General features: G+C 67.1%; 25 protein-coding genes. 14 read left to right on the forward strand and 11 right to left on the reverse strand.

All coding sequences use genetic code 11. The features are described from left to right. Nucleotides 1–2: 2 nt before the first annotated feature. Nucleotides 3–662 (reverse strand): M23 family metallopeptidase, encoded by a 660-nt coding sequence (locus tag VIK36_RS07405; protein WP_324644657.1) that lies wholly within the window; start codon nucleotides 660–662, stop codon nucleotides 3–5. Nucleotides 663–1109: 447 nt separating this feature from the next. Between VIK36_RS07405 and rpsB the strand changes: the two genes are divergently transcribed. The 6 genes from rpsB to VIK36_RS07435 all read left to right on the forward strand — a co-directional run bounded on the left by rpsB (nucleotide 1110) and on the right by VIK36_RS07435 (nucleotide 6138). Beyond that, a complete protein-coding gene (rpsB, locus tag VIK36_RS07410) occupies nucleotides 1110–1973 on the forward strand; it encodes a 30S ribosomal protein S2 (RefSeq protein WP_110544706.1) in 864 nt (287 codons plus the stop codon). 128 nt (nucleotides 1974–2101) lie between these two features. Further along, entirely contained in the window at nucleotides 2102–2938 is an 837-nt protein-coding gene (gene tsf, locus VIK36_RS07415) for a translation elongation factor Ts (protein ID WP_141161028.1), read from the forward strand. Between the two features lie 150 nt (nucleotides 2939–3088). Beyond that, nucleotides 3089–3826, forward strand: a complete 738-nt coding sequence (gene pyrH, locus VIK36_RS07420; RefSeq protein WP_159632390.1) for a UMP kinase — start codon at nucleotides 3089–3091, stop codon at nucleotides 3824–3826. Between the two features lie 129 nt (nucleotides 3827–3955). Further along, on the forward strand, nucleotides 3956–4513 hold the full coding sequence (gene frr / locus VIK36_RS07425; RefSeq protein ID WP_255174994.1) for a ribosome recycling factor: 558 nt from the start codon (nucleotides 3956–3958) through the stop codon (nucleotides 4511–4513). Then, nucleotides 4513–5433, forward strand: coding sequence for a phosphatidate cytidylyltransferase (locus VIK36_RS07430; RefSeq protein ID WP_324644658.1), 921 nt, complete (start codon nucleotides 4513–4515; stop codon nucleotides 5431–5433). The genes frr and VIK36_RS07430 overlap by 1 nt, the downstream gene beginning before the upstream one ends. 120 nt (nucleotides 5434–5553) lie before the next feature. Next, nucleotides 5554–6138, forward strand: coding sequence for a DivIVA domain-containing protein (locus VIK36_RS07435; protein WP_324644659.1), 585 nt, complete (start codon nucleotides 5554–5556; stop codon nucleotides 6136–6138). A 22-nt stretch (nucleotides 6139–6160) separates the two neighbouring features. Here VIK36_RS07435 and VIK36_RS07440 read toward each other — a convergent pair whose 3' ends face one another. From VIK36_RS07440 to VIK36_RS07460, 5 genes are read right to left on the reverse strand one after another with little or no spacing between them, the layout of a single operon-like run. After that, complete coding sequence (locus tag VIK36_RS07440; protein WP_324644660.1) at nucleotides 6161–6850, reverse strand: hypothetical protein; 690 nt, start codon at nucleotides 6848–6850, stop codon at nucleotides 6161–6163. Between the two features lie 19 nt (nucleotides 6851–6869). Beyond that, entirely contained in the window at nucleotides 6870–8336 is a 1467-nt protein-coding gene (locus tag VIK36_RS07445) for a cation acetate symporter (protein WP_324645245.1), read from the reverse strand. A gap of 7 nt (nucleotides 8337–8343) precedes the next feature. Beyond that, nucleotides 8344–8715 carry a hypothetical protein gene (locus VIK36_RS07450; RefSeq protein WP_159632386.1) on the reverse strand — a complete coding sequence of 124 codons (372 nt, stop codon included), beginning with the start codon at nucleotides 8713–8715 and terminating at the stop codon, nucleotides 8344–8346. After that, nucleotides 8712–9428, reverse strand: a complete 717-nt coding sequence (locus VIK36_RS07455; protein WP_255174999.1) for a LytR/AlgR family response regulator transcription factor — start codon at nucleotides 9426–9428, stop codon at nucleotides 8712–8714. Before VIK36_RS07455 ends, VIK36_RS07450 begins: the two co-directional genes overlap by 4 nt. Nucleotides 9429–9461: 33 nt before the next feature. After that, nucleotides 9462–10643 carry a sensor histidine kinase gene (locus VIK36_RS07460; RefSeq protein WP_324644661.1) on the reverse strand — a complete coding sequence of 394 codons (1182 nt, stop codon included), beginning with the start codon at nucleotides 10641–10643 and terminating at the stop codon, nucleotides 9462–9464. Between the two features lie 214 nt (nucleotides 10644–10857). Between VIK36_RS07460 and VIK36_RS07465 the strand changes: the two genes are divergently transcribed. Further along, nucleotides 10858–11238: a DUF485 domain-containing protein gene (locus tag VIK36_RS07465; RefSeq protein ID WP_324644662.1), complete on the forward strand. Its 381-nt coding sequence runs from the start codon at nucleotides 10858–10860 to the stop codon at nucleotides 11236–11238. Further along, nucleotides 11235–12851 carry a cation acetate symporter gene (locus VIK36_RS07470; protein WP_324644663.1) on the forward strand — a complete coding sequence of 539 codons (1617 nt, stop codon included), beginning with the start codon at nucleotides 11235–11237 and terminating at the stop codon, nucleotides 12849–12851. Before VIK36_RS07465 ends, VIK36_RS07470 begins: the two co-directional genes overlap by 4 nt. Nucleotides 12852–13021: 170 nt before the next feature. Here the strand turns inward: VIK36_RS07470 and VIK36_RS07475 are convergent, their stop codons facing one another. From VIK36_RS07475 to VIK36_RS07490, 4 genes are all read right to left on the reverse strand, one after another. Further along, complete coding sequence (locus VIK36_RS07475; RefSeq protein ID WP_324644664.1) at nucleotides 13022–13651, reverse strand: hypothetical protein; 630 nt, start codon at nucleotides 13649–13651, stop codon at nucleotides 13022–13024. A gap of 16 nt (nucleotides 13652–13667) precedes the next feature. After that, a complete protein-coding gene (locus VIK36_RS07480) occupies nucleotides 13668–14072 on the reverse strand; it encodes a DUF4383 domain-containing protein (protein WP_159632381.1) in 405 nt (134 codons plus the stop codon). Nucleotides 14073–14220: 148 nt separating this feature from the next. Then, complete coding sequence (locus VIK36_RS07485; protein ID WP_324644665.1) at nucleotides 14221–14766, reverse strand: hypothetical protein; 546 nt, start codon at nucleotides 14764–14766, stop codon at nucleotides 14221–14223. 142 nt (nucleotides 14767–14908) lie between these two features. Beyond that, complete coding sequence (locus VIK36_RS07490) at nucleotides 14909–15382, reverse strand: Lrp/AsnC family transcriptional regulator (protein WP_255175005.1); 474 nt, start codon at nucleotides 15380–15382, stop codon at nucleotides 14909–14911. Between the two features lie 194 nt (nucleotides 15383–15576). Between VIK36_RS07490 and pdhA the strand changes: the two genes are divergently transcribed. The 3 genes from pdhA to VIK36_RS07505 are packed head-to-tail and all read left to right on the forward strand — an operon-like array spanning nucleotide 15577 to nucleotide 19144. Further along, entirely contained in the window at nucleotides 15577–16746 is a 1170-nt protein-coding gene (gene pdhA / locus VIK36_RS07495; RefSeq protein WP_324644666.1) for a pyruvate dehydrogenase (acetyl-transferring) E1 component subunit alpha, read from the forward strand. Further along, a complete protein-coding gene (locus tag VIK36_RS07500; protein WP_275180341.1) occupies nucleotides 16746–17756 on the forward strand; it encodes an alpha-ketoacid dehydrogenase subunit beta in 1011 nt (336 codons plus the stop codon). The genes pdhA and VIK36_RS07500 overlap by 1 nt, the downstream gene beginning before the upstream one ends. Continuing rightward, entirely contained in the window at nucleotides 17753–19144 is a 1392-nt protein-coding gene (locus VIK36_RS07505; protein WP_324644667.1) for a dihydrolipoamide acetyltransferase family protein, read from the forward strand. The genes VIK36_RS07500 and VIK36_RS07505 overlap by 4 nt, the downstream gene beginning before the upstream one ends. A gap of 107 nt (nucleotides 19145–19251) precedes the next feature. Here VIK36_RS07505 and VIK36_RS07510 read toward each other — a convergent pair whose 3' ends face one another. Continuing rightward, on the reverse strand, nucleotides 19252–19935 hold the full coding sequence (locus VIK36_RS07510) for a TetR/AcrR family transcriptional regulator (protein WP_324644668.1): 684 nt from the start codon (nucleotides 19933–19935) through the stop codon (nucleotides 19252–19254). A gap of 146 nt (nucleotides 19936–20081) precedes the next feature. Here VIK36_RS07510 and VIK36_RS07515 point away from each other — a divergent pair, with 146 nt between their 5' ends. Genes VIK36_RS07515 through VIK36_RS07525 form a run of 3 tightly spaced genes read left to right on the forward strand, consistent with a single transcriptional unit; the run spans nucleotide 20082 to nucleotide 25058 of the window. Then, nucleotides 20082–21689 (forward strand): carboxyl transferase domain-containing protein, encoded by a 1608-nt coding sequence (locus tag VIK36_RS07515; protein WP_324644669.1) that lies wholly within the window; start codon nucleotides 20082–20084, stop codon nucleotides 21687–21689. A 7-nt stretch (nucleotides 21690–21696) separates the two neighbouring features. After that, entirely contained in the window at nucleotides 21697–23892 is a 2196-nt protein-coding gene (locus tag VIK36_RS07520) for a biotin carboxylase N-terminal domain-containing protein (RefSeq protein WP_420716256.1), read from the forward strand. A 2-nt stretch (nucleotides 23893–23894) separates the two neighbouring features. Then, on the forward strand, nucleotides 23895–25058 hold the full coding sequence (locus VIK36_RS07525; RefSeq protein ID WP_255175011.1) for an acyl-CoA dehydrogenase family protein: 1164 nt from the start codon (nucleotides 23895–23897) through the stop codon (nucleotides 25056–25058). Nucleotides 25059–25077: the final 19 nt, after the last annotated feature.

Below are 25077 nucleotides of genomic sequence, written 5' to 3' on the forward strand. Positions count from 1 at the left end.
GGCTATGGGCCACCGGACAGCGGCAGCAGGATGGACGGGCGGAGGTCCAGGACAAACTGCAGGGGATTGACGTAGTCCTCTCCTTCCCGCACGCCCCAGTGCAGGCACTGCGCCGCCGGGCAGTGCCCCGGCAGCACGGTGCCGATGACCTCACCCCGGGCTACGGTGGCGCCCACGGCCAACGTGCTTTCCACTGGCTCGAAACTGCTGCGCAGGCCGCCGCCATGGTCGATGGTGATGACGGGACGGTCCACCACCACGCCCGCGAAACTCACCATTCCGGCCGCGGGTGAAAGGACCTGCGTGCCTGCAGTGAATTCAAGGTCGACGCCCCGGTGTCCGCTCAGCCATGGCTTGGGCGGTGGATCGAAAGGGCGCAGCACCCGCGGCCGCGGTGCCAGGGGCCACTGCCAGGAAGGGGCGGCACCCGCCCGGGCGGCCGTCGTCGGACTTGCCTGCTGGCCGGCGGCCGCATGGCTGAAGCCGGCGGCGCTGTTCGGAATGGCTGCGCTGTTCTGAAAGGCTGCGCTGTTGGGGATGACTGCTCTGTTGGGAATTGCTGCGCTGTAGGAGAGGGCTGCGCTGTTCGGAAGGCCGGCGCCCGGGGTGGCAATCGACGCCGGCAGCAGCAGGAAGGCGGCCAGCAGGACTGATGTCTTCATGCGACCAGCCTGCCCGCCTGCATCGCGCGCCGGCAGGGCCGGTTCCGGCTATGTGGACAACGGCCCGGGCAGGCACGACCTGTCCGGCGGGTGGGGGTGCCTGTAGTACACTTGATGGAGCAGTTTGCTGCGCCCTCAACGCGTTACGTCCCAGTGGTCCACCCCCGCGGTGCATCCCCCTGTCCGGATCGCGTCGGCACATCTCATTCAGGAGTGTGGGGGAGCGGCGGCTGACTACGCGCATCCAGCCCTCCGGCAGCCAACGCCCCGGCGTCGTCCATGGAGGATCGCTCTTCCTGCGGTCAGGCTTTCGTCCTGATGGGAAGGGCGGGGGATGCCAGGAGCACGGCCCGTCCGGGCCACGCTGATCAACCGTCAACTATTGGCAGGGTAAGAAGCCTCCGGGTTTTCTCATGAATGACCTGCCGGAAAATAAGGAGCGCCGGAATGCCCGTCGTAACCATGCGCCAGCTGCTTGACAGCGGCGTCCACTTTGGACACCAGACCCGCCGTTGGAACCCGAAGATGAAGCGCTTCATCTTCACCGAGCGCAACGGCATCTACATCATCGACCTGCAGCAGTCGCTGTCCTACATCGACCGCGCCTACGAGTTCGTCAAGGCCACTGTTGCCCACGGCGGCACCGTGCTCTTCGTCGGCACCAAGAAGCAGGCCCAGGAAGCAATTGCCGAGCAGGCAACCCGCGTGGGCCAGCCCTACGTCAACCAGCGTTGGCTCGGCGGTATGCTGACCAACTTCCAGACGGTTGCCAAGCGTATCCAGCGCATGAAGGAACTCGAAGAGATCGACTTCGACGACGTCGCCGGTTCCGCTTACACCAAGAAGGAACTCCTGCTCCTCAAGCGTGAGCTCACCAAGCTGGAGTCCAACCTGGGCGGTATCCGCAACCTGACCAAGGCTCCGTCCCTGCTGTGGGTTGTTGACACCAAGAAGGAACACCTCGCCGTTGACGAGGCCAAGAAGCTGAACATCCCGGTTGTGGCCATCCTGGACACCAACTGCGACCCGGACGAAGTCGACTTCCCGATCCCGGGCAACGACGACGCCATCCGCTCCGTGAACCTCCTGACCCGCGTTGTTGCCGACGCTGTTGCCGAGGGCCTGATCGCCCGCAACAACCGCGGCACGGGCGCCACCGAAGCTCCGGAAGAGCCGCTGGCCGAGTGGGAGCGCGAGCTCCTCGAAGGCAGCAAGGCAGAAGCTGCTGCCGCTCCGGCTGAGAACGCTGAAGCTCCGGCCGCCGAGGAAGCTCCGGCAGCTGCCGAGGCTCCCGCCGAAGACGCCAAGTAACACACGTAAAATCCGGATTCTCCGCGCTGTCCGCAGCCGGAGCTGCTGACAGGATGGCGGCCCACCCCCGTGGGCTGCCGTCCTGTCGGTCCGTACACCACCACACATTTCTAGACAGAGGGGTTCACATGGCGAACTACACTGCCGCGGACATCAAGGCCCTGCGCGAGCGCACCGGCGCCGGCATGATGGACGTCAAGAAGGCTCTTGACGAAGCCAACGGTGACGCCGAGAAGGCCATCGAGATCATCCGCATCAAGGGCCTCAAGGGCGCTACCAAGCGCGAAGGCCGCTCCACCGCTGAAGGCCTCGTGGCCGCCAAGGTCAGCAACGGGGTCGGCGTCATGATCGAGGTCAACTGCGAGACCGACTTCGTCGCCAAGGCTGACAAGTTCATCCAGCTGGCCGACAAGGTCCTGGCCGTGGCCGTCGAGTCCGGCGCTGCCGACCTCGAGACCCTGCTGGCCACCGACGTTGACGGCAAGCCGCTCTCCGAGGTTGTCGTCGAAGAAGGCGCCATCCTGGGCGAGAAGGTTGTTGTCCGCCGCATCTCCCGCGTTGAGGGTGCAACGGTTGACGCTTACCTGCACAAGACCTCCAAGGACCTCCCGGCCCAGGTCGGCGTTCTGTTCGCTGTCGACGGTGAAGGCGAAGCCGCCACCGCCGCTGCCCACGACGTTGCCGTGCACATCGCCGCCATGGCCCCGAACTACCTCACCCGTGAGGACGTTCCGGCCGAGCTCGTCGAGTCCGAGCGCCGCATCGCCGAAGAGACCGCCAAGGCCGAGGGCAAGCCGGAAGCTGCCCTCACCAAGATTGTGGAAGGCCGCGTGACGGGCTTCTACAAGGGCGAGGTCCTGGTTGACCAGGCATTCGCAAAGGACGCCAAGAAGTCCGTGGCACAGGTCCTCGAAGAGGCCGGTGTCAAGGGAACTGCTTTCACGCGTTTCCGCGTCGGCTCCTAGCCGAAACTGCAAGGGGGTGGCCACTTCGGTGGCCGCCCCTTTTGCATGCGCCCAAACGGCTGGCAGTCCAGTCCGTTTGGACCGCTGCCAGTTCCGGGCACCGGATCCGGCAGGATACCCTTTTTTCAGAGTCACCAACGGGAAGGCATCATGGAAGCCGTCAACACTGTCACGCATTCGGAGAAGAGCCGGCGGCGGGTCCTCCTGAAGCTCTCCGGCGAGGTCTTCGGCGGTGGGAAGCTCGGTGTCGATCCCGAGACCGTCCGCAACGTCGCCAAGCAGATCGCAGCAGCCGTCCCCGAAGTGGAGGTGGCCATAGTGGTGGGCGGCGGAAACTTCTTCCGCGGCGCCGAACTGTCCCAGAGCGGCATGGACCGCTCCCGCGCCGACTACATGGGCATGCTGGGAACCGTCATGAACTGCCTGGCGCTGCAGGATTTCCTGGAGCAGGCGGGCGTGGAAACCCGCGTCCAGAGCGCCATCACCATGGGCCAGGTGGCCGAGGCCTACATTCCGCGCCGCGCCATCCGCCACATGGAAAAGGGCCGCGTGGTCATTTTTGGCGCCGGCGCAGGTCTGCCCTACTTCTCCACCGACACCGTGGCCGCCCAGCGCGCCCTGGAAGTCCACGCTGACGTGGTCCTCATGGCCAAGAGCGGGGTGGACGCTGTGTACACCGCGGACCCCAAGAAGGACCCCACCGCGGAGCGGCTGGAGACCCTCAGCTACGACGATGCCCTGCGACGCGACATCCGCGTCATGGACCAGACGGCCATGACCATGTGCAAGGACAACGACCTCTCCATGGTGGTTTTCGGCATGGAGGGTGAAGGCAACGTCACCCGCGCCATCCTTGGCGAAAAGCTGGGCACGCTGGTCACCGCCTAGCTGCCGCTAGGATGATTTCAGGACAGTTCAGTCCCCGCCCGTTCGGGCGGGGACGGAACCAGCAACAAAGAACCACGTGAGTGCATGGATCGGGCGCCCCGGACTGCACCAGAACCGTCAGGAGAGACCGTGATCGAAGAAACCTTGCTCGAAGCCGAAGAAAAGATGGACAAGGCGGTAGAGGTAGCCAAGGAAGACTTCGCCGCCGTCCGCACGGGCCGCGCCAACCCGGGCCTCTACAACAAGGTCCTGGTGGACTACTACGGCTCGCCCACGCCGCTGCAGCAGCTGGCCTCCTTCGCCATCCCGGACGCCCGCACCATCCTGATCACCCCGTTCGACAAGACCGCCATGCGGGACATCGAACGCGCCCTGAGCGATTCCGAGGTCGGAGCCAACCCGTCCAACGACGGCAACGTCATCAGGATCACTATTCCTGAACTGACCAAGGAACGCCGCAAGGAATACGTGAAGATCGTCAAGACCAAGGGCGAGGACGCCAAGGTCTCCATCCGCAATATCCGCCGCAAGGCCAAGGAAACCCTGGACCGCCTGGTGAAGGACGGCGAGGCGGGCGAAGACGAAGGCAACCGCGCCGAAAAGGAACTGGACAGCCTTACCAAGGCCCACGTGGACGGCATCGACGAACTGCTCAAGCGCAAGGAAGCAGAGCTGCTCGAAGTCTGATGGGCCAGGCAGATCAGGCCCCCGCACCACGGGCGCGCACACGGGGGAAGCAGCCCAGGAGCAACCCGACGCCAAAGGCCGGGCGGAACCTGCCCGCCGCCGTCGTGGTGGGCCTGGCCATGCTTATCGCGGTACTCGGCGGGCTGCTGTTCCTCCCGCTGGCGTTCGTAGCCATCGTCACGGCCTTCGCCGTCTTTGGCGTGTGGGAGATCTACCGGGCGCTGGAAGCCAACGGCACCAGGATGCCAATCGTGCCCGTCATGACCGGCACGCTGGCCATGCCTTTCGCCGCCTACTTTGGCGGCATCGAGAGCCAGCTGTTTGCGCTGCTGCTCAGTGCCGTGGCCGTACTGCTGTGGCGCTCGATCGAAAGTGCCGCCGGCTCAGCCAACAGCATCTTCGCCGGTGTCTTCACCCTGGGGTGGGTTCCCTTCTTCATCAGCTTCGCCGCGCTGCCGCTGCACGCCGCAGGCACCACCCCGCTGGGGCTTTGGCCGGACGGGATGGCCCCCATCGGGGCGTGGGAGATTGCCGTCATGCTCCTGCTGGTGGTCTCCAACGACACCTTCGGCTACCTGGTGGGTGCGTCGTTGGGAAAGCACCCGATGGCACCGAAGATCAGCCCCAAGAAGTCCTGGGAGGGCTTCGCGGGGTCGGTGGCAGGCGCCATGCTGATCGGCATCCTGGCGGCCCTCTTCGTGCTGGACAAACCGTGGTGGGTGGGCGCCGTGCTCGCCGTCGGTACAGTGGCAGCGTCCACCGCCGGCGACCTCGCCGAGTCCATGGTCAAGCGTGAGCTGGGCGTCAAGGACATGAGCAGCATCCTGCCCGGGCACGGGGGAGTGATGGACCGGCTGGACTCCATCGTCTTCGCCTCCCCGGTGGCGTTCATCCTGTACGGCCTGGTGGCCGGCGCCTGACCCCTCCAGCCCGGTGCGCCCGGGCATCCGACACAAACATGGTCCCGGGCGGCCGCACCAATCGCGGCCCCTTAAACTGGTGCGGAAGCACTACCGCTGAAGAGCATTGAAGGAAACGAAGTGGCATTGGACATTCATCGGCAGATCCCTGCGTCCTTTGAGCGCGTGGAGCGCAGCGAGTACGGGTACAACGCCAGGCAGGTTGACCAGTTCCTGCAGCGGGCACGGATCTCCCTGGAAACACCCCAGGCCGCCACCGACCCCGTCAACAGTGCCGACGTCAGGGCCGTGTCCTTCGACCCCGTCAAAGGCGGCTACTCTGCCACGGTCGTGGACGCCGCCCTCGACCGGCTTGAGGACGCCTTCGCCCGCCGGGAGCGGGACGAACTGATTGCGGCCCACGGGGAGGAAGCCTGGCTGCGCGAGATCGGGAGCCTCTCCGGCATCCTCCGGGGCCGCCTGCACCGGCCTGACGGAGACCGCTTCCGGCGGCCCACCAAGAAGAAGGCCCGCAGCTACAACACGGACGACGTCGACCGGCTGTGCCGCGAGCTCGTCGCCTACCTCGAACAGGACAAACCGTTGAGCGTGGACAGCGTGCGCCGCGCCGTTTTCCGTCCCGCAGTGGGCCGCGACGGCTACGAGGAATCACAGGTGGACGCCTTCCTGGACCGCGTTGTCGAGCTGATGGCGGCCATCGACTGACGCGTCTTGGTCCCCGGGACTTTTAGTCCCCGGCCGGAGGGGTGGGGGAAAGCGGCGTAAAGCGGCGCCACACATCCCGGTAGCCCCGGTATCCGCGGACGGCGGACACCGCCAGGAACGCCACGCCACAGAGGGCCCCCACGATGAGCCCGCCCGCTGTCCCTGCCCCGGCGAGGGTTATCTGCAGGCCGGCAACAATGGCAATCAAGGCAGCGTTCGCCGTCGTCATGAAGATCATGCTGCTGCCCGCCACATGGCTGAACGAACTGCGGTTGCCGAAGAAATAGTAGGTCTGCACCGAACCGGCCTCATCGTCGTGGTGCGCGGCCATCAGGTACGGCGCCACGCCCGGGTCAAGGTCCACATACGCGGCCCGCAGCCTGTTCATGGCCGTGACGTACATCAGGTCCTCGTGGGCCACGTTCATCACCCGGAGCTGGGTCAGCAGCCCGATCGCCGCATCGATGAACAGGACAACCACTGCCAGCAGGACGAAGGCATCCGAAAAGCCCGTTGCCTGGCCCACCAGTGCCACGCTCACAATGCTGGCCGAGGTGAACGTCAGGAACATGCTGATGCGGGTCAGCACCTCGCCCTGGGCCGTGCTGCGTGATGCCAGCAGGCCCCAGTGCTCCGTGGCGAGCAGCTGGGCCCGCACGGAGGCAGGGACCCCGCCGTGCTGGTGGGAGGTGCCGCCGTCCTCGATGGACATGGCGTTATTGTCCTCCCGATCACCGTTCGGTTGCCAGCGGCCGTTCCGGGGTGTGCAGGCGGGTCATGATCCGCGGCATGGTGCCCGGGATCCGGTGGGAAGTGGCCCGTGACACGATGACCATCACGGCGAACGCGGCAGGCACGCTCCAGGCCGCCGGCTGCGCGAGCCAGGGCGGCGTCAGGCCCGAACCCGATACTGCGCCCGCAATCATCGCCCCACCGCACAGCACCCCGCCGGTCACCATGCCCGCGATGGCCCCGGCGTCAGTCAGGCCGCGCCACCAGATGCCCAGCAGCAGGACGGGGCAGACCGTGGACGCGGTGAACGCGAAAACCAGGCCCACGCTGCCGGCAAGTGCCAGGGAACCGGTCATGAACGCAAAGCCGAGAGGAACCAGGGCAGAGACGACGGCGGCGAGCCGGAACCCGCGGACGCTTCCGCCCAGGACATCCTGGCTGATCACGCCCGCCAGGGAGACCACCAGGCCGGAGGTGGTGGACAGGAACGCCGCGAACGCCCCGGCCACCACCAGCGCGGAGAGCAGATCGCCCGGCACCCCGCCCACGAGTTCGCCGGGCAGCCGCAGGACCATGGCGTCCGGCTGCCCGGAGCGGGCCAGATCGGGGGCAAACATCCGGGCCACCAGCCCGTACGCCGTGGGGAAGAGGTAGAACACGGAGAGCAGGCCCAGGACGATCAGCGTGGTCCGCCGGGCCGAGTGCCCGTCCGGGTTGGTGTAGAAACGCACCAGCACGTGCGGCAGTCCCAAGGTGCCGAACAGCAGCGCCACCAGCAGCGACACGTTCTGGTACAGCCCGGCCGGTGCCACGCCCGTGGGGTTGACCGCGGGCAGGGACTGGGGCTCCGCCCCCTTGCCGGCCAGTACGAAGACGATGAACAGGATGGGCACGGCCAGGGCCGTCAGCTTAAGCCAGTACTGGAAGGCCTGGACAAACGTGATGGACCGCATCCCGCCTGCCACCACCGTGAGGCACACCACCACCACGACGGCAACGGAACCCACCCAGGACGGCAAGCCCGTGGCTATGTGGATGGTCAGCGCTGCCCCGTGCAGCTGCGGCACGATGTACAGCCACCCCACCATCACCACCACCAGGCTGGTGACGCGCCGGACCGTCCGGGAAGCGAGCCTCGACTCGGTGAAGTCCGGAATCGTGTAGGCGCCGGACCGGCGCAGCGGGGCGGCAACGAAGAGCAGCAGCATCAGGTAGCCGGCGGTGTACCCCACCGGGAACCAGAGTGCATCCGTCCCGGACAGCAGGATGAGGCCTGCCACACCCAGGAAACTGGCTGCGGACAGGTATTCCCCGCCGATCGCCGACGCGTTCCACCAGGGCCGCACGGTCCGGGATGCAACGTAGAAGTCGCCGGTGGTGCGTGAGATCCGCAGCCCATAGAACCCGATGATGGCCGTGGCGAGGGAAACCACCGCGACCGCTGTGATGGCGACGCCGGCGTTCACCTGCGCATCACTGTTCACCTGCCAGGTCCCGGTACCGCGCCTCATTGCGTGCCGCCGTCCTGACGTACAGCCATGCGCTCAAGCCGATCACCGGGTAGATTCCCGCGCCCAGCAGCAGCCAGCCGAACGGGATGCCGGCGATCCGGGTATCGGCCAGGCCGGGAACCACCACCAGGGTCAGCGGGAACGCGGCCAGGATCAGCAGGAAGCCGCCCGCCACCACCAGGGCCAGCCGCAGCTGGGACCTGATCAGCGACCGGACAAACACCTGTCCCACCTCGGAGTCCTGCGCCGCTTCCCGCGACTCAAGCGCGCGGGGCGTGCCGCGCACCGCCGTGCGCGCAGACGCTCGCGGAGCTGTAACCCGGACCCGGGTCATGCGTGCGGCCTGATCCTGGTTGCCTCCAGCTTCTCCCGCACGATGGGCAGGTGCCGGCGGCTGATGGGCAGGCCGGCACCGGCCACCGTCACGCGCGGCCCGTCGGCCGCCAGCTTCATCGAGGACACATGCTTCAGCGCCACCAGGTAGGAGCGGTGCGTGCGAATGAATCCGGCGTCCGCCCACTGCTGTTCAAGATCTGCCAGCGGCACCCGGATGAGGTAGCTGGCGTCGGCGGTGTGCAGCCGCGCATAGTCGCCCTGGGCCTGCACATACGTGACGTCGTCGCGCCGGATCATCCTGGTGGTCCCGCCCTGGTCCACCGTGATCATCTCCGGTGCCGCCCCGCCGTCGCGCAGTTCGCTGATCCGCCCAACGGAACGTGCCAGGCGCTCGGCGCGCACCGGCTTGAGCAGGTAATCCACGGCGGCGAGTTCGAACGCAGCCAGGGCGTGGTCCTCATCGGCGGTGACAAAAACAACGGCCGGCGGATTGCTGCTGCGGGCGATGGCACCGGCGATGTCCAGGCCTGACACCGCAGGCATATGGATGTCCAGGAATACGGCGTCGATGCCGCCGGCGGACAGGGCCGTAAGGGCTTCAGCGCCGGACGTGGCACGCAGCACCTTCCCGATGCGCTCGTCCCTGCCCAGCAGGAAGGCCAGCTCCTCAACGGCGGGCAGCTCATCATCAACGACGAGGACGTTAATCATTCTCCTAGGGTACTTCCAGCGGCACGGCGCTCCTCACGCATCGTGCCCCGGCTGGGACTTCGGCACCCGCATGGTGATCAGCGTTCCCTCGCCGGGCGCCGTTTCTACCACCAGGCCGTGATCGTTGCCGTACACCTGGCGGAGGCGTGCATCCACATTCCGCAGCCCCACATGGTCCCCGTCGGTATGGCCTGCCAGCACGGACCTGAGATGCTCCGGATCCATCCCCACGCCGTCGTCCTCGATGGTGACCTCAGCGAAGGCCCCGGCGTCCTCCGCCGTGATGCTGATGTGCCCGGGACCCGCCTTGGCCTCGAGCCCGTGGCGGACGGCATTCTCCACCAGCGGCTGCAGGCTGAGGAAGGGGATGACGGTGCCCAGCACCTCCGGGGCGATCCGCAGGCTGACCTGGACGCGCTCGCCGAACCGGGCGCGCTCCAGGAGCAGGTAGCGGTCAATGCAGCGGAGTTCCTCGGCAAGGGTGGTGAAGTCTCCGTGCCGGCGGAACGAGTAGCGGGTGAAGTCCGCGAACTCCACCACCAGCTCCCTGGCCCGCTCCGGATCTGTGTTGATGAAGGATGCGATGGCGTTGAGCGAGTTGTAGATGAAATGCGGGCTGATCTGGGCGCGCAGCGCCCGGACTTCCGCTTCCATCAGCAGCGTGCGGGAGGCGTCCAGTTCGGCAAGTTCCACCTGGACCGCGACCCAGTCGGCCACTTCCCCCGTTGCCCTGACCAGGCCTGCCCCCGCGGAAGGGGCGAAGGCTGCCACCGCGCCCACCACCCGGGTGCCCGCCCGCACCGGGGCGATGACTCCGGCAAGGTGGCTGCCGGTTCCGTCCGCACCGGGGGAGAGAACTGCTGTCCGGCCGGATGCCAGGACATCCGCTGCGAGTTCCATCAGGCGTGGCCTGATGTCCTCGGCACCGCCGTCCCAGGCCAGGACACCGTTGGTATCCGTGATGGCCAGGGCATCGCAGGCCAGCAGGGCCCGCAGCTGGCGGCTGGCTTTCGCGGCGCCGGCCGGGTTCAGTCCGCGGCGCAGGTGCTGCCCGGCCTGGGAGGCAGCGTGGAGCGTGTGGTACGTGGCGCGTTCTGCGTCAGTGCCCAGCTCACGGAAGGAGCGGAGCACCTTCAGGCCCACGCCGACGACGACGGCAATGGCCATGGCGATCACCGCGACGGCAGCGGCGGTTAGGAGGGGGGAGTCCGGCATGGTGCCCAGCGTAGCGGCGGGTGCCGCTTGCCGCAGCATCGCAACCGTTGAGCGACAGTGGGCGGTGAAGTGCTGGAACACGGCGGCGCGCGGGCGGCAAAGTGATTGGTGTCACATCTGCGGTGCCCCTGCGTGGTGCTGCCGGCCAGGCTCCCTGTCCAGCAGTTCGGGGCCCTCCGCCCGGTGTGTTCCGGCAACTCAATGAGGAGGAACGATGGGTAATGATGCCCATACTCCGGACGCAGCGGCGTCCGTGGACTTTGAACAAGTCCAGTCGACCGGGCAGTTCCAGGAATTGCGCAAGCGTCACCGCAGCTTTGTCTTCCCCATGGCAGTGGCCTTCCTGCTGTGGTATTTCGCCTATGTCCTGCTCGCCGACTACGCGGTGGAATTCATGTCCACCAAGGTCTGGGGCAACATCAACGTCGGCCTGATCCTGGGCCTGCTCCAGTTCGTCTCGACCTTCGCCATCACCGGCTGGTACGTGCACTACTCCAACAAGCGGCTGGACCCCATCGCCACGGAGATCAGGCACGAGATTGAGGGGCATGAATTCGATAAGCACGGAAACCGAGTGGGCGGAGCCAACAAATGATCGCAATTCCCGCCGCGGTGGATGTCGCCGCCCTCAAGGACACCACCCTTCTGAACATGGGCATCTTCGGCCTGTTCGTGGCCGTGACCATGGTGATCGTGTTCCGCGCCAGCCGCAACAACAAGACCGCCGCCGACTACTACGCCGCCGGACGGTCGTTCACGGGCTCGCAGAACGGCACCGCCATCGCCGGTGACTACCTGTCCGCCGCGTCCTTCCTGGGCATTACCGGGGCCATCGCCATCAACGGCTACGACGGATTCATGTACTCCATCGGCTTCCTCGTCGCCTGGCTCGTGGCGCTGCTGCTGGTGGCTGAACTGCTGCGAAACACCGGCAAGTTCACCATGGCGGACGTGCTGTCCTTCCGACTGAAGCAGCGCCCGGTCCGGATCGCCGCCGCCATCTCCACCCTCGCGGTCTGCTTCTTCTACCTGCTGGCCCAAATGGCCGGCGCGGGAAGCCTGATCTCCCTCCTGCTGGGCATCAGTGACTGGACCGGACAGGCCCTGGTGATCATCGTCGTCGGCGCCCTCATGATCATGTACGTCCTGATCGGCGGCATGAAGGGCACCACCTGGGTCCAGATCATCAAGGCCATGCTGCTGATCGCAGGCGCCGCCGTGATGACCCTCTGGGTCCTGGCCATCTACGGCTTCAACCTCTCGGCCCTGCTGGGCGGCGCCGTGGAGACTGCCAACAACCCGGCTGTCCTCAACCCGGGCCTGCAGTACGGCAAGACGGAAACCTCCAAGCTGGACTTCATGTCCCTGGGCCTGGCCCTGGTCCTGGGCACGGCCGCCCTGCCGCACGTGCTGATGCGCTTCTACACCGTGCCCACGGCCAAGGAAGCACGCAAGTCCGTGGTCTGGTCCATCTGGCTGATCGGCCTGTTCTACCTGTTCACCCTGGTGCTGGGCTACGGTGCAGCTGCCCTGGTGGGAGCGGACACCATCAAGTCCGCCCCGGGCGGCGTCAATGCTGCCGCCCCGCTGCTGGCCTTCCACCTGGGCGGGCCACTGCTGCTGGGCTTCATCTCCGCGGTGGCGTTCGCCACCATCCTGGCGGTGGTGGCCGGCCTGACCATCACGGCCGCAGCATCGTTCGCGCATGACATCTACGCCAACGTCATCGCCAAGGGCCAGGCCGACGCCGCCACTGAAGTCCGGGTGGCCCGGCGCACCGTGGTGGTCATCGGCATCCTGGCCATCCTGGGCGGGATCTTCGCCAACGGCCAGAACGTGGCCTTCCTGGTGGCGCTGGCCTTCGCCGTCGCCGCTTCGGCGAACCTGCCCACCATCATCTACTCCCTGTTCTGGCGGAAGTTCACCACCCAGGGCGCGGTGTGGAGCATGTACGGGGGCCTGGCTTCGGCCATCCTGCTCATCGTGTTCTCCCCGGTGGTTTCGGGATTGAAGACCTCGATGATCCCGGGTGCCAACTTCGCCCTCTTCCCGCTTAGCAACCCAGGCATCGTGTCCATCCCGCTGGCCTTCTTCCTTGGGTGGCTGGGCACCACCCTGGACAAGCGGCGGGAGGATCCTGCCAAGCAGGCCGAGATGGAGGTCCGCTCCCTGACCGGCATCGGTGCCGAAAAGGCTGTGGACCACTAAACCGGGACACGTCGGAACAGGGACGCGCCGGAACAGGGGGGGCCTGAAACAGGGACCACACCAACCAGCGCCGAACCTGTTCCGGCACAACGTGAAGAGCCTCCTGCCGCGGACTGCGGCACGGAGGCTCTTTCGTCGGGGACGCACCCGGTGTGTTTTCCTGCGGGCGGTCAGCGCTGGTGGTGCCCGCCCGGTGCCAGGTTCCCGTGTTCACCATGCGGCACGGCGTACTGGCCGGCCGTCGAGGCGGCGAGGCCCGGCGTCGTGATTCCTGCCACCAGCACGGCGCCGGCGAACGCTGCCAGCAACAGCCTCCCCGGGCGCATGCGCACCCCTGCCGCCTCCTGCGCACTGTCCTGCTGTGCGCTGTCCTGCTGTCCACTGTGCCGCTGGAGCCACCCGAGCGAGGCGATGATCATCAGCGTCAGCAGGAGCGCCGAAAGCTGCGTCAGGCTGAGCCCGGAGGTGGGGAAAGCGATGGCGGCCAGGTGGGCCGCGGCTGCGCCTGCCAGGGCGTACCGCGCCCACCGGTTGCCGGCCAGCCGGTCCTTGGCCAGGAAGGCCACGGCTCCGGCCAGCAGCGCGGCGCCCCATAGGCCGGCCACCACGCCCGCAAGGAGGCCTGCCGGTCCAGGGGAGCCTGCCGCGAGGAGGCTGGAGGAGATGGCCAGGTTGACTGAGCCCGCACCGAAGCCGGCGAACCCGGTGACCAGACGGACCGAAGAGTCCGCCTGGGGTGCAGTGGACTGCACCGTCAGCGGGTGGGCGGCTGGTGGTGCCGTGGGCCGGAGCGAAACCATGCCGGACTTTGGCATGCTAGGCGCGGGCAGCGGCCGGGGACTTGTCCAGGGACAGGCCCACGCCGAGGAGGAGCACGGCGCTGGCGAGGTGGAGGACGTTGTCGGCACCGTTCAGGGCGATGATGTTCAGCGGCGAATTCAGCAGGAACAGCCCCACAATGCCCACCAGGAGGTAGACGGCGCCGACGGAGGAGTTCACGGTGCGTGCGCTGTCAGTCCCGCGGAGGCCGGCGAAGAGCAGTGCGGCGCCGATGGCCAGGTGGATGACGTTGTGCAGCGGGTTGACCTCGAAGATGATGAGGTTCGCGCCCTCTGTGGCGACGAAACCGACGCCTGACGTTACGGCGAAGCCCAGGAGGCCCACCAGCAGGTAGACGGCTCCGAAAATGGTGGCGACGAGGCGGTTGGGTGAGTTGCGCATGGTCCGAATCCTTCCTTCAGGGCGGGTGGATTGTCCCGCCGGATGTGGGCCCCCGGGTGGGGCCCTCGGAAGCGATTCGGATCATTTCCGGGGCCGGATGGGTGAAAAGATCAGTACCCTTTCCATTTTTCCGTCCGGCTGGTCCTTCCTAGGCCGCGGGGCGCAGCTTGATGTTGGTCATCAGCAGCTTGTCGGTGCCTTGGAAGCGGTAGGCGAGGTCAACCTTCTTTCCGGTGCAGCTTATTTGGCCCACCACCTCGGCGGACTTCACGCCGTTATCGGTGGCAACTTTGAGGTTGTTGTAGGCCGGCTGGCAGGAACCGTCCATTTCCAGGCTCTTCACGCCGGAGATGAAGGCCTCCTTGGAAAGCTGCTTCTTGAGGTCCGGGTCAAGGTACTCGTCGTAGGCGCCGGAAGAATCGCCGGCAATCACCTTTTTGGTGAAATCATCCGCAAGGCCCCGTGCCTGGTTGGTGGCGCTTCCCACCACGTTCACCAGGATCACGATGCCGAGGATCACCAGGAGCAGCACCCCGCCAATGCTGCCAAGGATGATCCACAGCTTCCGCCGGCTCCGCTGGCGTGGTGGCTCGCCGGGAAGGCCGAACGGCGCGGGCTGCTCCGGCAGCCGGCCAAACTGCTGTGGCGTGAAGCCCGCCTGGCCCTGCCGGTACGGATCCTGGGGACTGCTCAAAGGTGGGCCTTTCGTGGAACAGGCGCTCTGGCGCCCGGCGGACTGCGCCGGACCTTCCCGGCCCGGCACATGACTGGAACCAGCCTATAACCCGGCCCGCCGCCGTCGTGCCTGGAGTGCGGCACCGGACGTTCCGCTGCTGCTAGCTGCCTTCGGAGCCACGGTCCAGCAGGGGCTGCACCCGGAAGGGGATCAACTCGCCCATGGCCAGTGCCGTGTCTGCCCGCTCCACGCCGTCGCACGCCAGGATCTTGCCGTTGATGCGGAAGAGATCCTCGGCGTCCCTGGCTACCACGCGCAGCAGCAGGTCTGCCGACCCCGTCAGCCCGTAGCCCTCCAGGACCTCCGGGATGGCGGCGATTTCCTCAGCGAGCCGCCCGAGTTTCTGCTGCTGGACGTGGACGGAGATGAACGCCATCAGCGGATACCCCAGTGCCACCGGGTTGAGGCGCCGCTCGAAGGAGAGGAAGACGTGCTTCTTTTCCAGTTGGGCCATGCGCGCCTGGACGGTATTGCGGGACAGGCCAAGTTTCTGGGCGAGGGCCACCACGGTACGGCGCGGATCCTGCGCCAACGCCGACAGCAGGCGGGTGTCAGTGCCATCCAAAGCTCGCATAATGCGCAACGCTAGCACGGTGCCGGGGCGCGGGACAGGGCACTTTGCTCAGAAACAGCGACGGTGGTTGTACCCCCTGGCTATTGTGAGTAGGGTCACAGTATCTGGGGCAATGACGCCCGGAAGGCCGGTGGCGGCAGGGGGCCAAAAGCCCGCAAACCACGGGTCAACGACGTTCGAAGGTTGCGGCAATCGTGTCTACAGACCAAACGGGCCATGACGGCGCTAAGACCCCCCAAAGCGCAGGGAGTCCCGGAGAATCCGGGCCGGAATTCCTCCAGCTGATCACCCCGGCCGGTGAACGGATCAGCCACCCCGAGTTCGATTTCTGGGTCAGGGACATCACCGATGACCAGTTGTGCTCCCTCTTCGAGGACATGACCGTCATCCGGCGGATTGATGTTGAGGCCACCGCCCTGCAGAGGCAGGGTGAGCTGGCCCTCTGGCCCCCGCTCCTGGGCCAGGAGGCGGCCCAGATCGGATCCGGACGGTCACTGCGGGCGGACGACTTTGTGTTCTCCAGCTACCGCGAGAACGGCGTGGCGTACTGCCGCGGCGTGGACCTGACGGACCTCCTGCGGGTCTGGCGGGGAAACGCCTCCGGTGGCTGGGACCCGCACAGCATCAACATGGCCACGCCGCAGATCATCATTGGCGCCCAGACCCTGCACGCCACGGGCTACGCCATGGGCATCCAGAATGACGGTGCCGATGCCGTGGCCGTCACCTACTTTGGCGACGGTGCCACCAGTGAGGGCGACGTGAACGAGGCCATGGTGTTCGCGGCCAGCTTCCAGGTCCCGGTGGTGTTTTTCTGCACCAACAACCACTGGGCCATCTCCGAGCCCGTGCGCCTGCAGTCCCACATCCAGCTCGCGGACCGCGCCACCGGTTTCGGAATCCCCAGCATGCGGGTGGACGGCAACGATGTCCTGGCCGTCATGGCCGCCACCAGGCTGGCCCTTGACCGCGCACGGCGCGGCGGCGGCCCCACCTTCATCGAAGCTGTCAGCTACCGCATGGGGCCGCACACCACCGCCGACGACCCTACCCGGTACCGGGACGCCAATGAGCTGGAGGACTGGGCCGCCAAGGACCCCATCAGCCGGCTGGCCGGCCTCCTGGAGCGCAAGGGGCTGCTGACCGAGGAGCTGCAGCAGCACGTCAAGGACAAAGCCGACACCGTGGCAGCGCAGATGCGCCGCGGCTGCACCACCATGCCGGACCCCAGCCCCATGGACATTTTCAAGAACGTCTACAGCACCCCCAACTCCTGGCTGGAACGCCAGCAGGACCATTACGCACGGTATTTGGCCTCCTTCGGTGATCCCGCAGGTGCCGTTTCAGAGGAAGGTGCACGCTGATGACCCAGTTGACCTTTGCCCGCGCCATCAACGCCGGTCTCCGGAAGTCGCTGGAAAACGACTCCAAAGTGGTTCTCCTCGGCGAGGACATCGGCGCCCTGGGCGGCGTGTTCCGCGTGACGGACGGCCTGCAAAAGGACTTCGGCACCCACCGCGTGGTGGACACCCCGCTGGCGGAGTCCGCCATCGTGGGAACCGCCGTCGGCCTGGCCTACCGCGGCTACCGGCCCGTCGTGGAAATCCAGTTCGACGGGTTCATTTATCCGGCCTTCGACCAGATCGTCAGCCAGGTGGCCAAGCTGCACTACCGCACCCGCGGGGCCGTCAAGATGCCCATCACCATCAGGGTCCCGTTCGGCGGCGGCATCGGCTCACCGGAGCACCATTCCGAATCCCCGGAAGCCTACTTCACCCATACCTCGGGGCTGCGGGTGGTCACCGTTGCCAACCCGCAGGACGCCTATACGGTCATCCAGCAGGCCATCGCCTGTAACGATCCCGTCCTGTACTTCGAGCCCAAGCGCCGCTACCACGACAAAGGCGAGGTGGACGAAAACGCAGATCCTGCCTCGGCCCTGCCCATGGACAAGGCCCGGGTGCTGACCGACGGCAGTGACGTGACCCTGGTGGCCTACGGGCCACTGGTCAAGACCGCCCTGGACGCAGCCTCCGCCGCCGCGGACGAGGGCATCTCCATCGAAGTCATCGACCTGCGCTCGCTGGCCCCCGTGGACTATGAACCGGTGGTGGCCTCGGTGCGCAAGACCGGGCGCCTGGTGGTCACGCACGAGGCTGCCCAGTCCGGCGGGCTGGGAGCGGAAGTGGCGGCCAGCATCACCGAACGGTGCTTCTACCACCTCGAGGCCGCTCCGGTCCGGGTGACGGGGTTCGACATTCCCTACCCCTATTCCAAATTGGAGATGCACCACCTCCCGGGCCTGGACCGCATCCTGGACGGCGTGGACCGTGCCCTGGGCCGCCCCAATTCCCTGAGTGGACTGGAAGGATGAGCGCCACCATGATCAAGGAATTCCGGCTCCCGGACCTGGGGGAGGGACTTACGGAGTCTGAAATCCTCAGCTGGAAAGTGGACGTCGGCGACACCGTCAGCCTGAACCAAGTCATCGCCGAGGTGGAGACCGCCAAGGCCGTGGTGGAGCTCCCGTCGCCCTTCGCCGGGGTCATCAAAGAACTTCATGAACAGCCCGGTTCCGTGGTGGAGGTGGGCAAGCCGATTGTCTCCTTCGAGGTGGCGGACGACGCCGGGCCCTCACCTTCGGCGCCGTCCGGCGCCGCGGGCGCGGGGTACGGGGAGGCTGCGGTGGACACCCCCAAAAGGGAACCGAACCTCGTGGGGTACGGCGCCGTCGTCGAAGGTTCCGGGCGCCCCACGCGCCGGGCGCGGAACTTTGCCCCGGTGGTTGAGGCGGGGGGAACCATGGCCCCGGAGGCCGGCCTGGTCGAGCCTGCAGCTGTCCAACCAGCACCTGTGGAGGGCAAGGCCGCCGAACGTCCCCGGTCCACGCCCCCGGTCCGCAAGCTGGCCAAGGACCTTGGCCTGGACCTCGCCCAGGTTCCCGGGACCGGTCCCGGTGGCCTGATCACGCGGGAGGACGTGCAGGAGTTTTCCGGGCACGCCGCGGAACCTGCCATGCAGGCGCAGGGGGCCGCGTCCCCAGGTGGAGCCAGGCCGGGGGAGCGGGAGACCCGGACCGCCATCAAGGGGGTGCGCAAGCACACCGCTGCCGCGATGGTGCAGAGCGCCTTCACCGCGCCGCATGCCACCGAATTCCTGACCGTGGATGTCACGCCGAGCCTGGAGCTGCTGGCCAAACTCAAGACCAGCAGGGAATTCGCGGGTATCAAGCTCACCCCGTTGACGCTCGCCGCCAAAGCCCTCCTGGTCGCCCTGCGCCGCAACCCGGCACTGAACTCCCGCTGGGACGAAGAAAACCAGGAGATCGTCACCTTCAATTACGTGAACCTGGGCATCGCGGCCGCGACGCCGCGCGGACTCACGGTTCCGAACATCAAGGACGCCGAGGCCCTTCCGCTCCCGCAGCTGGCCCAGGCGCTCACGGCGCTCGCCGAAACCGCGCGGGCGGGCAAGACCACGCCGGCGGACCTTTCCGGTGGCACCATCTCCATCACCAACATCGGCGTCTTCGGCATCGACGCAGGCACCCCCATCCTCAATCCGGGGGAGGCCGCGATCCTTGGCCTTGGGGCGGTCCGCACCATGCCATGGGAATACCGGGGCGAGGTGGCGCTGCGCCAGGTGCTCACGCTGAGCCTGTCCTTCGACCACCGCCTGGTGGACGGGGAGCAAGGCTCCCGGTTCCTGGCGGACGTGGGGGCCATCCTGGCCGAGCCCGGGATGGTGCTCACCATGGTGTAGCGGCTCCTGGCCTGCACATCACCGGGCCCCAAGCCGCATAAGGCGGTGCTGCCAGGGGCCGGTTGTGCGGGCCGGGGCCGTTCGTGTGGTGCCCGGTGCCGGGCGGGTCAGGCCGGGGGCACGGTCAGGGCCGCGAGCGCCATCCGTTCCAGCAAGGGACGGGCGACGCCGGCCGCCATGCGCCTGCCATGGCTGCGGACCGAGTGCGGTGTGGAGTTGATGAGGCCGAATGTGGCGTGGGCGCGCATCCGCAGCTCAGCTTGGTCGGTCGCGGGATGGACCTTGGCCAGGACGTCCACCCATACCTCTACGTAGCTGCGCTGGAGGGTCCGTACGGCCAACTGGTCCTGCTCGGACAGGTTGGAGAAGTCCCGGTCCTGCACCCGGATCACGTCAGGCTTGCCGAGGGCGAAGTCCACCTGGAACTCCACCAGCTGGCGGAGCGCGGCCTGGGGGTCGGCAGTGCGCTCCACAACCTGGCGCCCGCCGTCGAGCAGTTCCTGGCTCACCGTGACAAGCAGGTCCGCCAGGACTGCCTGCTTGCCGGAAAAGTGGCGGTACACCGCAGGTCCGCTGACGCCTGCCGCCGCGCCGAGGTCCTCCAGCGAAACCCGGTTGAAGCCGTTGGCCGCGAACAGCGTGGCAGCGGCGGACAATAAGGCCTGCCGCCGGCTCTCCTTGGCCCTGCCGCGCTGGGTGGTTGGCGTGGGGGGTGTGGCGGCCTGGGCCGTGGGTGCCTGCGCTGTGGGTGCTTGGGCGGCAGGGGCCGGCTGCGCTGTATTGCTGGACACTTTTCCTCCTTGGGCCAGCCCAGAGTCTAGCAACGCGGCGATGTGTTGGACATCACAGTTAATCGAGACTAGCCTGAATTTCAGTTATTAGTCACTAACCGAGTTGGCCTGGCGGCCGCCCGGACCCACACAAGGACGGAACGTCGATGGAGACCCTGGCCACCCGGCTCGACCCAGCAAGCGAGTCCTTCCGCGCCAACCGGGACGAGCAGCTCTCGCTTGCCGGGGAGCTGCGGAAGAAGCTGGCGGATGCCGCACTGGGCGGGCCCCAAAAGTCGCGGGACCGCCATGTGGCCCGGGGCAAGCTGCTGCCGCGGGACCGGATCGACCAACTGCTGGATGACGGCAGCCCCTTCCTGGAAATTGCGCCCCTTGCGGCCAACGGGATGTACGGTGACGACGCACCCGGCGCAGGAGTCATCGCCGGAATCGGCCTGGTGCACGGCCGCCAGGTCCTGGTTATCTCCAACGACGCAACGGTCAAGGGCGGAACCTATTACCCCATGACGGTGAAGAAGCACCTCCGCGCCCAGGAGGTCGCGCTGGAAAACCGGCTGCCCTGCATCTACCTGGTCGACTCGGGCGGCGCCTTCCTGCCCAAGCAGGACGAGGTGTTCCCGGACAAGGAGCACTTCGGCCGGATCTTCTACAACCAGGCACGGCTCTCGGCAGCCAAGATTCCGCAGCTCGCCGCCGTCATGGGCTCCTGCACGGCCGGCGGAGCCTACGTCCCCGCCATGAGTGACGAGACCGTCATTGTCCGGAACCAGGGCACCATCTTCCTGGGCGGCCCGCCGCTGGTAAAGGCAGCCATCGGGGAAATCGTCACCGCGGAGGAACTGGGCGGCGGCGAGGTGCACTCGCGGGTTTCCGGAGTGACGGACCACCTGGCCGAAAACGACGAACATGCCCTCCAGATCATCAGGGACATCGTGGCCACCCTGCCGCCTCCTGCCGCGCCGGCCTGGCAGGTGGAACCCGTCGTCGAACCGGCCGTGGACCCGGAAGGCCTCTACGGCGCCGTGCCCACGGACGTCAACGCACCCTACGACGTCCATGAGGTCATTGCGCGCCTGGTGGATGGCAGTAAATTCCACGAGTTCAAAAAGGACTACGGCACCACCTTGGTCACGGGATTCGCCCGGATCGATGGACACCCCGTAGGCATCGTGGCCAACAACGGCGTGCTGTTCAGCGAGTCATCGCTCAAGGGCGCGCATTTCATTGAGCTGTGCGACCAGCGCGGCATTCCGCTGCTGTTCCTGCAGAACATCTCCGGCTTCATGGTGGGCAGGGACGCCGAGCAGGGCGGCATTGCCAAAAACGGGGCCAAGATGGTGACCGCCGTTGCCACTGCCCGCGTCCCCAAGCTGACAGTGGTCATCGGCGGCTCCTTTGGCGCCGGCAACTACTCCATGTGCGGCCGTGCATACTCGCCGCGGTTCCTGTGGATGTGGCCTGCTGCCCGGATCTCGGTCATGGGCGGAAACCAGGCGGCCGGCGTGCTGGCCACCGTGAAGCGGGACCAGTACGAAGCGGCGGGGGAGGAATGGGCGGCCGAGGACGAGGAAGCCTTCAAAGCGCCCATCCGCCGGCAGTACGAGGACCAGGGCAGTCCCTACTACTCCACCGCCCGGCTGTGGGACGACGGTGTCATCGACCCCGCCGATACGCGCACCGTCCTGGGCCTGGCGCTTGATGTCGTCTCCCGCACCCCCTTGCCGGAGACCTCCTTCGGCCTCTTCCGGATGTGAGCCAGCAATGACCATGCAGACCAATACCGCCATGCACCAAGGCCCTACCGGCGCCCAGGCCGGAGAAGCCGGCACCGGGCCCCTCTTCAGCGCCGTCCTGGTGGCCAACCGTGGTGAAATTGCGTGCCGCGTCATCCGCACGCTGCGGCTCCTGGGAATCCGGTCGGTCGCGGTCTACAGCGATGCCGACGCCGGCGCCCGCCACGTGCGCGAGGCTGACACTGCCGTGCGCATTGGCCCTGCCGCGGCAACCGAAAGCTACCTCAGCATCGACGCCATCCTGGCGGCGTGCCGGCAGTCAGGCGCTGACGCGGTCCACCCCGGTTACGGCTTCCTGAGCGAAAATGCGGACTTCGCCCGTGCCCTCGAAAAAGCCGGCATTGCCTTCATCGGTCCCGGCGTGGAAGCCCTGAACGTCATGGGCGACAAGATCCGCGCCAAGAACCATGTGGCAGGGTATGGCGTGCCAGTGGTCCCCGGCATTGCCAGGCCCGGCATGACGGACAGCGAACTGGTGGACGCTGCTGCCGCCGTCGGCTATCCCCTCCTGATCAAGCCCTCTGCCGGCGGGGGCGGCAAAGGCATGCACGTCGTCGAAAAGCCGGCGGACCTGCCCGCCGCCCTGGCCACCGCACGGCGTGTTGCCGCAGCCGCCTTCGGGGAGGACACCCTGTTCCTGGAGCGACTGGTGACCACACCGCGGCATATCGAGGTGCAGGTGCTGGCGGACGGCCACGGCAACGTCATCCACCTCGGCGAACGCGAATGTTCCCTGCAGCGGCGGCACCAGAAAGTCATCGAGGAAGCCCCTTCGCCCCTGCTGGAAAGCCTCCCCAACGGTCCCGAGGTCCGCGCGCGGATCGGCGAGGCCGCCTGCAACGCCGCCCGCAGCGTGAACTACACCGGGGCCGGAACCGTGGAGTTCCTGGTCTCGGACAACGCGCCGGATGAGTTCTTCTTCATGGAGATGAACACCCGGCTGCAGGTGGAGCACCCGGTCACGGAGATGGTCACCGGAATCGACCTGGTGGAATGGCAGGTGCGGATCGCCGCCGGTGAGCCGCTGACCGTCCGGCAGGCTGACGTCAGCCTTTCCGGCCATGCGGTGGAGGCACGGGTCTACGCCGAGGTGCCGGAGAAGAACTTCCTCCCGTCCACCGGGACGGTGCTCCAGCTGGACGAACTGCCGCACGCAACGGACAACCGCGTGCGGGTGGATTCATCCCTGGTGGAGGGCTTGGAGCTCTCCGCTAATTACGACCCCATGATCTCGAAGGTGATCGCCTGGGGCAGGGACCGCGGTGAGGCCTTGGAATCCCTCGACGCGGCGCTGGCCGGCTACACGGCGCTGGGCATTGAGACCAACGTCGAGTACCTGCGGCTCCTGGTCAACGATTCCGATGTCCGCGCCGGGCGCCTGGACACCGGGCTGATCGAACGGAAGCAGCAGGCGCTGGAATTCCGGCGCGTCGGCGCCCCCGAACTGGTGGCCGCCGCCCTGTATGCCCTCTCCCGGGAGGCGCAGGACCACCCCGCTCCGGCCGGCGGACCGTGGCAGGCCCGCAGCGGGTGGCGCCTGGGTGCGCCCGCGCCGCGCCGGATCAGCCTGGGAACGCCCGACGGGGGTGTGGCAACAGTGCAGGTCAGCGGAAGTCCCACCGGAACCGACACTGCCGTGGTTGCTGTTGACGGCGGCGCCCGGCAGGCCGCGGCGCTGCGCCTGGCGGAGGACGGCGGCGGAGTCCTTACCCTTGGCGGGGCTGCACGGGAGTACCAGGTGGCCGTATCGCCCGGGCAGCCGCTCCAGCTCTTCCTCGGCAACGGCGGCTGGTCCTGCCGGCTGGAACTCCTGACCCGTGAAGCGCGGCTGGAACGGGTACTGGCAGCCGTACAGCGCCAGGAAGGTGCAGCCGACCCCGAGGTGCGCTCGCCGATGCCGGGAACGGTTGTGGCCGTCCCGGTCAGCGACGGAGACCCGGTCCAGGCCGGGGAGGTCCTGGTATCGGTGGAGGCCATGAAGATGGAGCACCACCTGGTGGCCCCCCTGGCAGGAACGGTCCACCTGACCGCCCGCACCGGTGACCTTGTGAAGGCGGATCAGATCCTGGCCACCATCCACCCGCATCCCACCGGTGCGGAAGGTGCTTCCACGGACACCGACACAGATACAGACACAGACACACAGCAAGGCGAAGGAGCCTGACCATGACCGGTTTTGAACTTACCGAGGAATACCAGGACCTCAGCGACACGGTTCGCGACTTCGCGGACAACGTGGTGGCCCCGGTCTCCGCCAAGCACGACGAAGAGCACAGCTTCCCCTATGAAGTGGTGAAGCAGATGGCGGAGATGGGCCTGTTCGGGCTGCCGTTCCCTGAGGAGTACGGCGGCATGGGTGGGGACTACTTTGCCCTGGCGCTCGCACTGGAGCAGCTGGGCCGGGTGGACCAGTCCGTCGCCATCACGCTCGAAGCGGGCGTCTCCCTGGGAGCCATGCCGGTGTACCGGTTCGGCACGGACGCGCAGAGGCAGGAATGGCTGCCCATGCTGGCTTCGGGCCAGGCGCTCGCCGGATTCGGACTCACCGAACCCGAGGCCGGCTCCGACGCCGGCGGCACCAAGACCCACGCCCGGCGCGAGGACGGCCAGTGGGTCATCAACGGCAACAAGGAGTTCATCACCAACTCCGGAACCGACATCACCCGGCTGGTCACCGTCACGGCGGTCACCGGGCAGCAGGAACGCTCCGACGGCAGCATCAAGAAGGACATTTCCACCATCCTGGTACCCACCGACACGCCCGGCTTCAAGGCGGAAAAGCCCTACAACAAGGTGGGCTGGAACGCCTCGGACACCCACCCCCTCACCTTGAAGGACGTCCGGGTGCCGGAGGAGAACCTGCTGGGGACCGAGGGGCGCGGTTACGCCAACTTCCTGTCCATCCTGGACGAGGGCCGGATCGCCATCGCCGCACTGGCTACCGGTGCCGCGCAGGGCTGCGTTGACCTGTCCGTCAAATACGCCCGCGAGCGCCGGGCGTTCGGCCACGAAATCGGCAAGTACCAGGCCATTTCCTTCAAGATCGCCCGGATGGAAGCGCGGGCGCACACGGCGCGCCTGGCCTACTACGACGCGGCCGCCCGGATGCTGGCCGGCAAGCCGTTCAAGACCCAGGCGGCCATCGCTAAGATGGTCGCAGGCGAGGCGGCCATGGACAATGCGCGGGATGCCACCCAGGTATTCGGCGGCTATGGCTTCATCAACGAGTTCACCGTGGCACGCCACTACCGCGACTCCAAGATCCTTGAAGTGGGGGAGGGCACCACGGAGGTCCAGCTGATGCTGATCGCCCGCGAACTGGGACTCTAGCCGGCCCGAAAGGATCAAT

Origin of the sequence: Pseudarthrobacter sp. LT1 (genome assembly GCF_035621795.1) — a bacterium.
GTDB lineage: Bacteria > Actinomycetota > Actinomycetes > Actinomycetales > Micrococcaceae > Arthrobacter.

Bases quoted from the DNA above. Each gene is read 5' to 3' on its own strand.
- VIK36_RS07490 (WP_255175005.1), bottom strand. From the start codon at position 15,382: ATGCGAGCTTTGGATGGCACTGACACCCGCCTGCTGTCGGCGTTGGCG.
- VIK36_RS07405 (WP_324644657.1), bottom strand. From the start codon at position 662: ATGAAGACATCAGTCCTGCTGGCCGCCTTCCTGCTGCTGCCGGCGTCG.
- VIK36_RS07475 (WP_324644664.1), bottom strand. From the start codon at position 13,651: ATGGTTTCGCTCCGGCCCACGGCACCACCAGCCGCCCACCCGCTGACG.
- VIK36_RS07455 (WP_255174999.1), bottom strand. From the start codon at position 9,428: ATGATTAACGTCCTCGTCGTTGATGATGAGCTGCCCGCCGTTGAGGAG.
- VIK36_RS07520 (WP_420716256.1), top strand. From the start codon at position 21,697: ATGACCATGCAGACCAATACCGCCATGCACCAAGGCCCTACCGGCGCC.
- VIK36_RS07430 (WP_324644658.1), top strand. From the start codon at position 4,513: ATGGGCCAGGCAGATCAGGCCCCCGCACCACGGGCGCGCACACGGGGG.
- tsf (WP_141161028.1), top strand. From the start codon at position 2,102: ATGGCGAACTACACTGCCGCGGACATCAAGGCCCTGCGCGAGCGCACC.
- VIK36_RS07465 (WP_324644662.1), top strand. From the start codon at position 10,858: ATGGGTAATGATGCCCATACTCCGGACGCAGCGGCGTCCGTGGACTTT.
- VIK36_RS07505 (WP_324644667.1), top strand. From the start codon at position 17,753: ATGAGCGCCACCATGATCAAGGAATTCCGGCTCCCGGACCTGGGGGAG.
- pyrH (WP_159632390.1), top strand. From the start codon at position 3,089: ATGGAAGCCGTCAACACTGTCACGCATTCGGAGAAGAGCCGGCGGCGG.
- VIK36_RS07515 (WP_324644669.1), top strand. From the start codon at position 20,082: ATGGAGACCCTGGCCACCCGGCTCGACCCAGCAAGCGAGTCCTTCCGC.
- VIK36_RS07470 (WP_324644663.1), top strand. From the start codon at position 11,235: ATGATCGCAATTCCCGCCGCGGTGGATGTCGCCGCCCTCAAGGACACC.
- VIK36_RS07450 (WP_159632386.1), bottom strand. From the start codon at position 8,715: ATGACCCGGGTCCGGGTTACAGCTCCGCGAGCGTCTGCGCGCACGGCG.
- VIK36_RS07480 (WP_159632381.1), bottom strand. From the start codon at position 14,072: ATGCGCAACTCACCCAACCGCCTCGTCGCCACCATTTTCGGAGCCGTC.
- VIK36_RS07440 (WP_324644660.1), bottom strand. From the start codon at position 6,850: ATGTCCATCGAGGACGGCGGCACCTCCCACCAGCACGGCGGGGTCCCT.
- VIK36_RS07460 (WP_324644661.1), bottom strand. From the start codon at position 10,643: ATGCCGGACTCCCCCCTCCTAACCGCCGCTGCCGTCGCGGTGATCGCC.
- VIK36_RS07500 (WP_275180341.1), top strand. From the start codon at position 16,746: ATGACCCAGTTGACCTTTGCCCGCGCCATCAACGCCGGTCTCCGGAAG.
- rpsB (WP_110544706.1), top strand. From the start codon at position 1,110: ATGCCCGTCGTAACCATGCGCCAGCTGCTTGACAGCGGCGTCCACTTT.
- VIK36_RS07525 (WP_255175011.1), top strand. From the start codon at position 23,895: ATGACCGGTTTTGAACTTACCGAGGAATACCAGGACCTCAGCGACACG.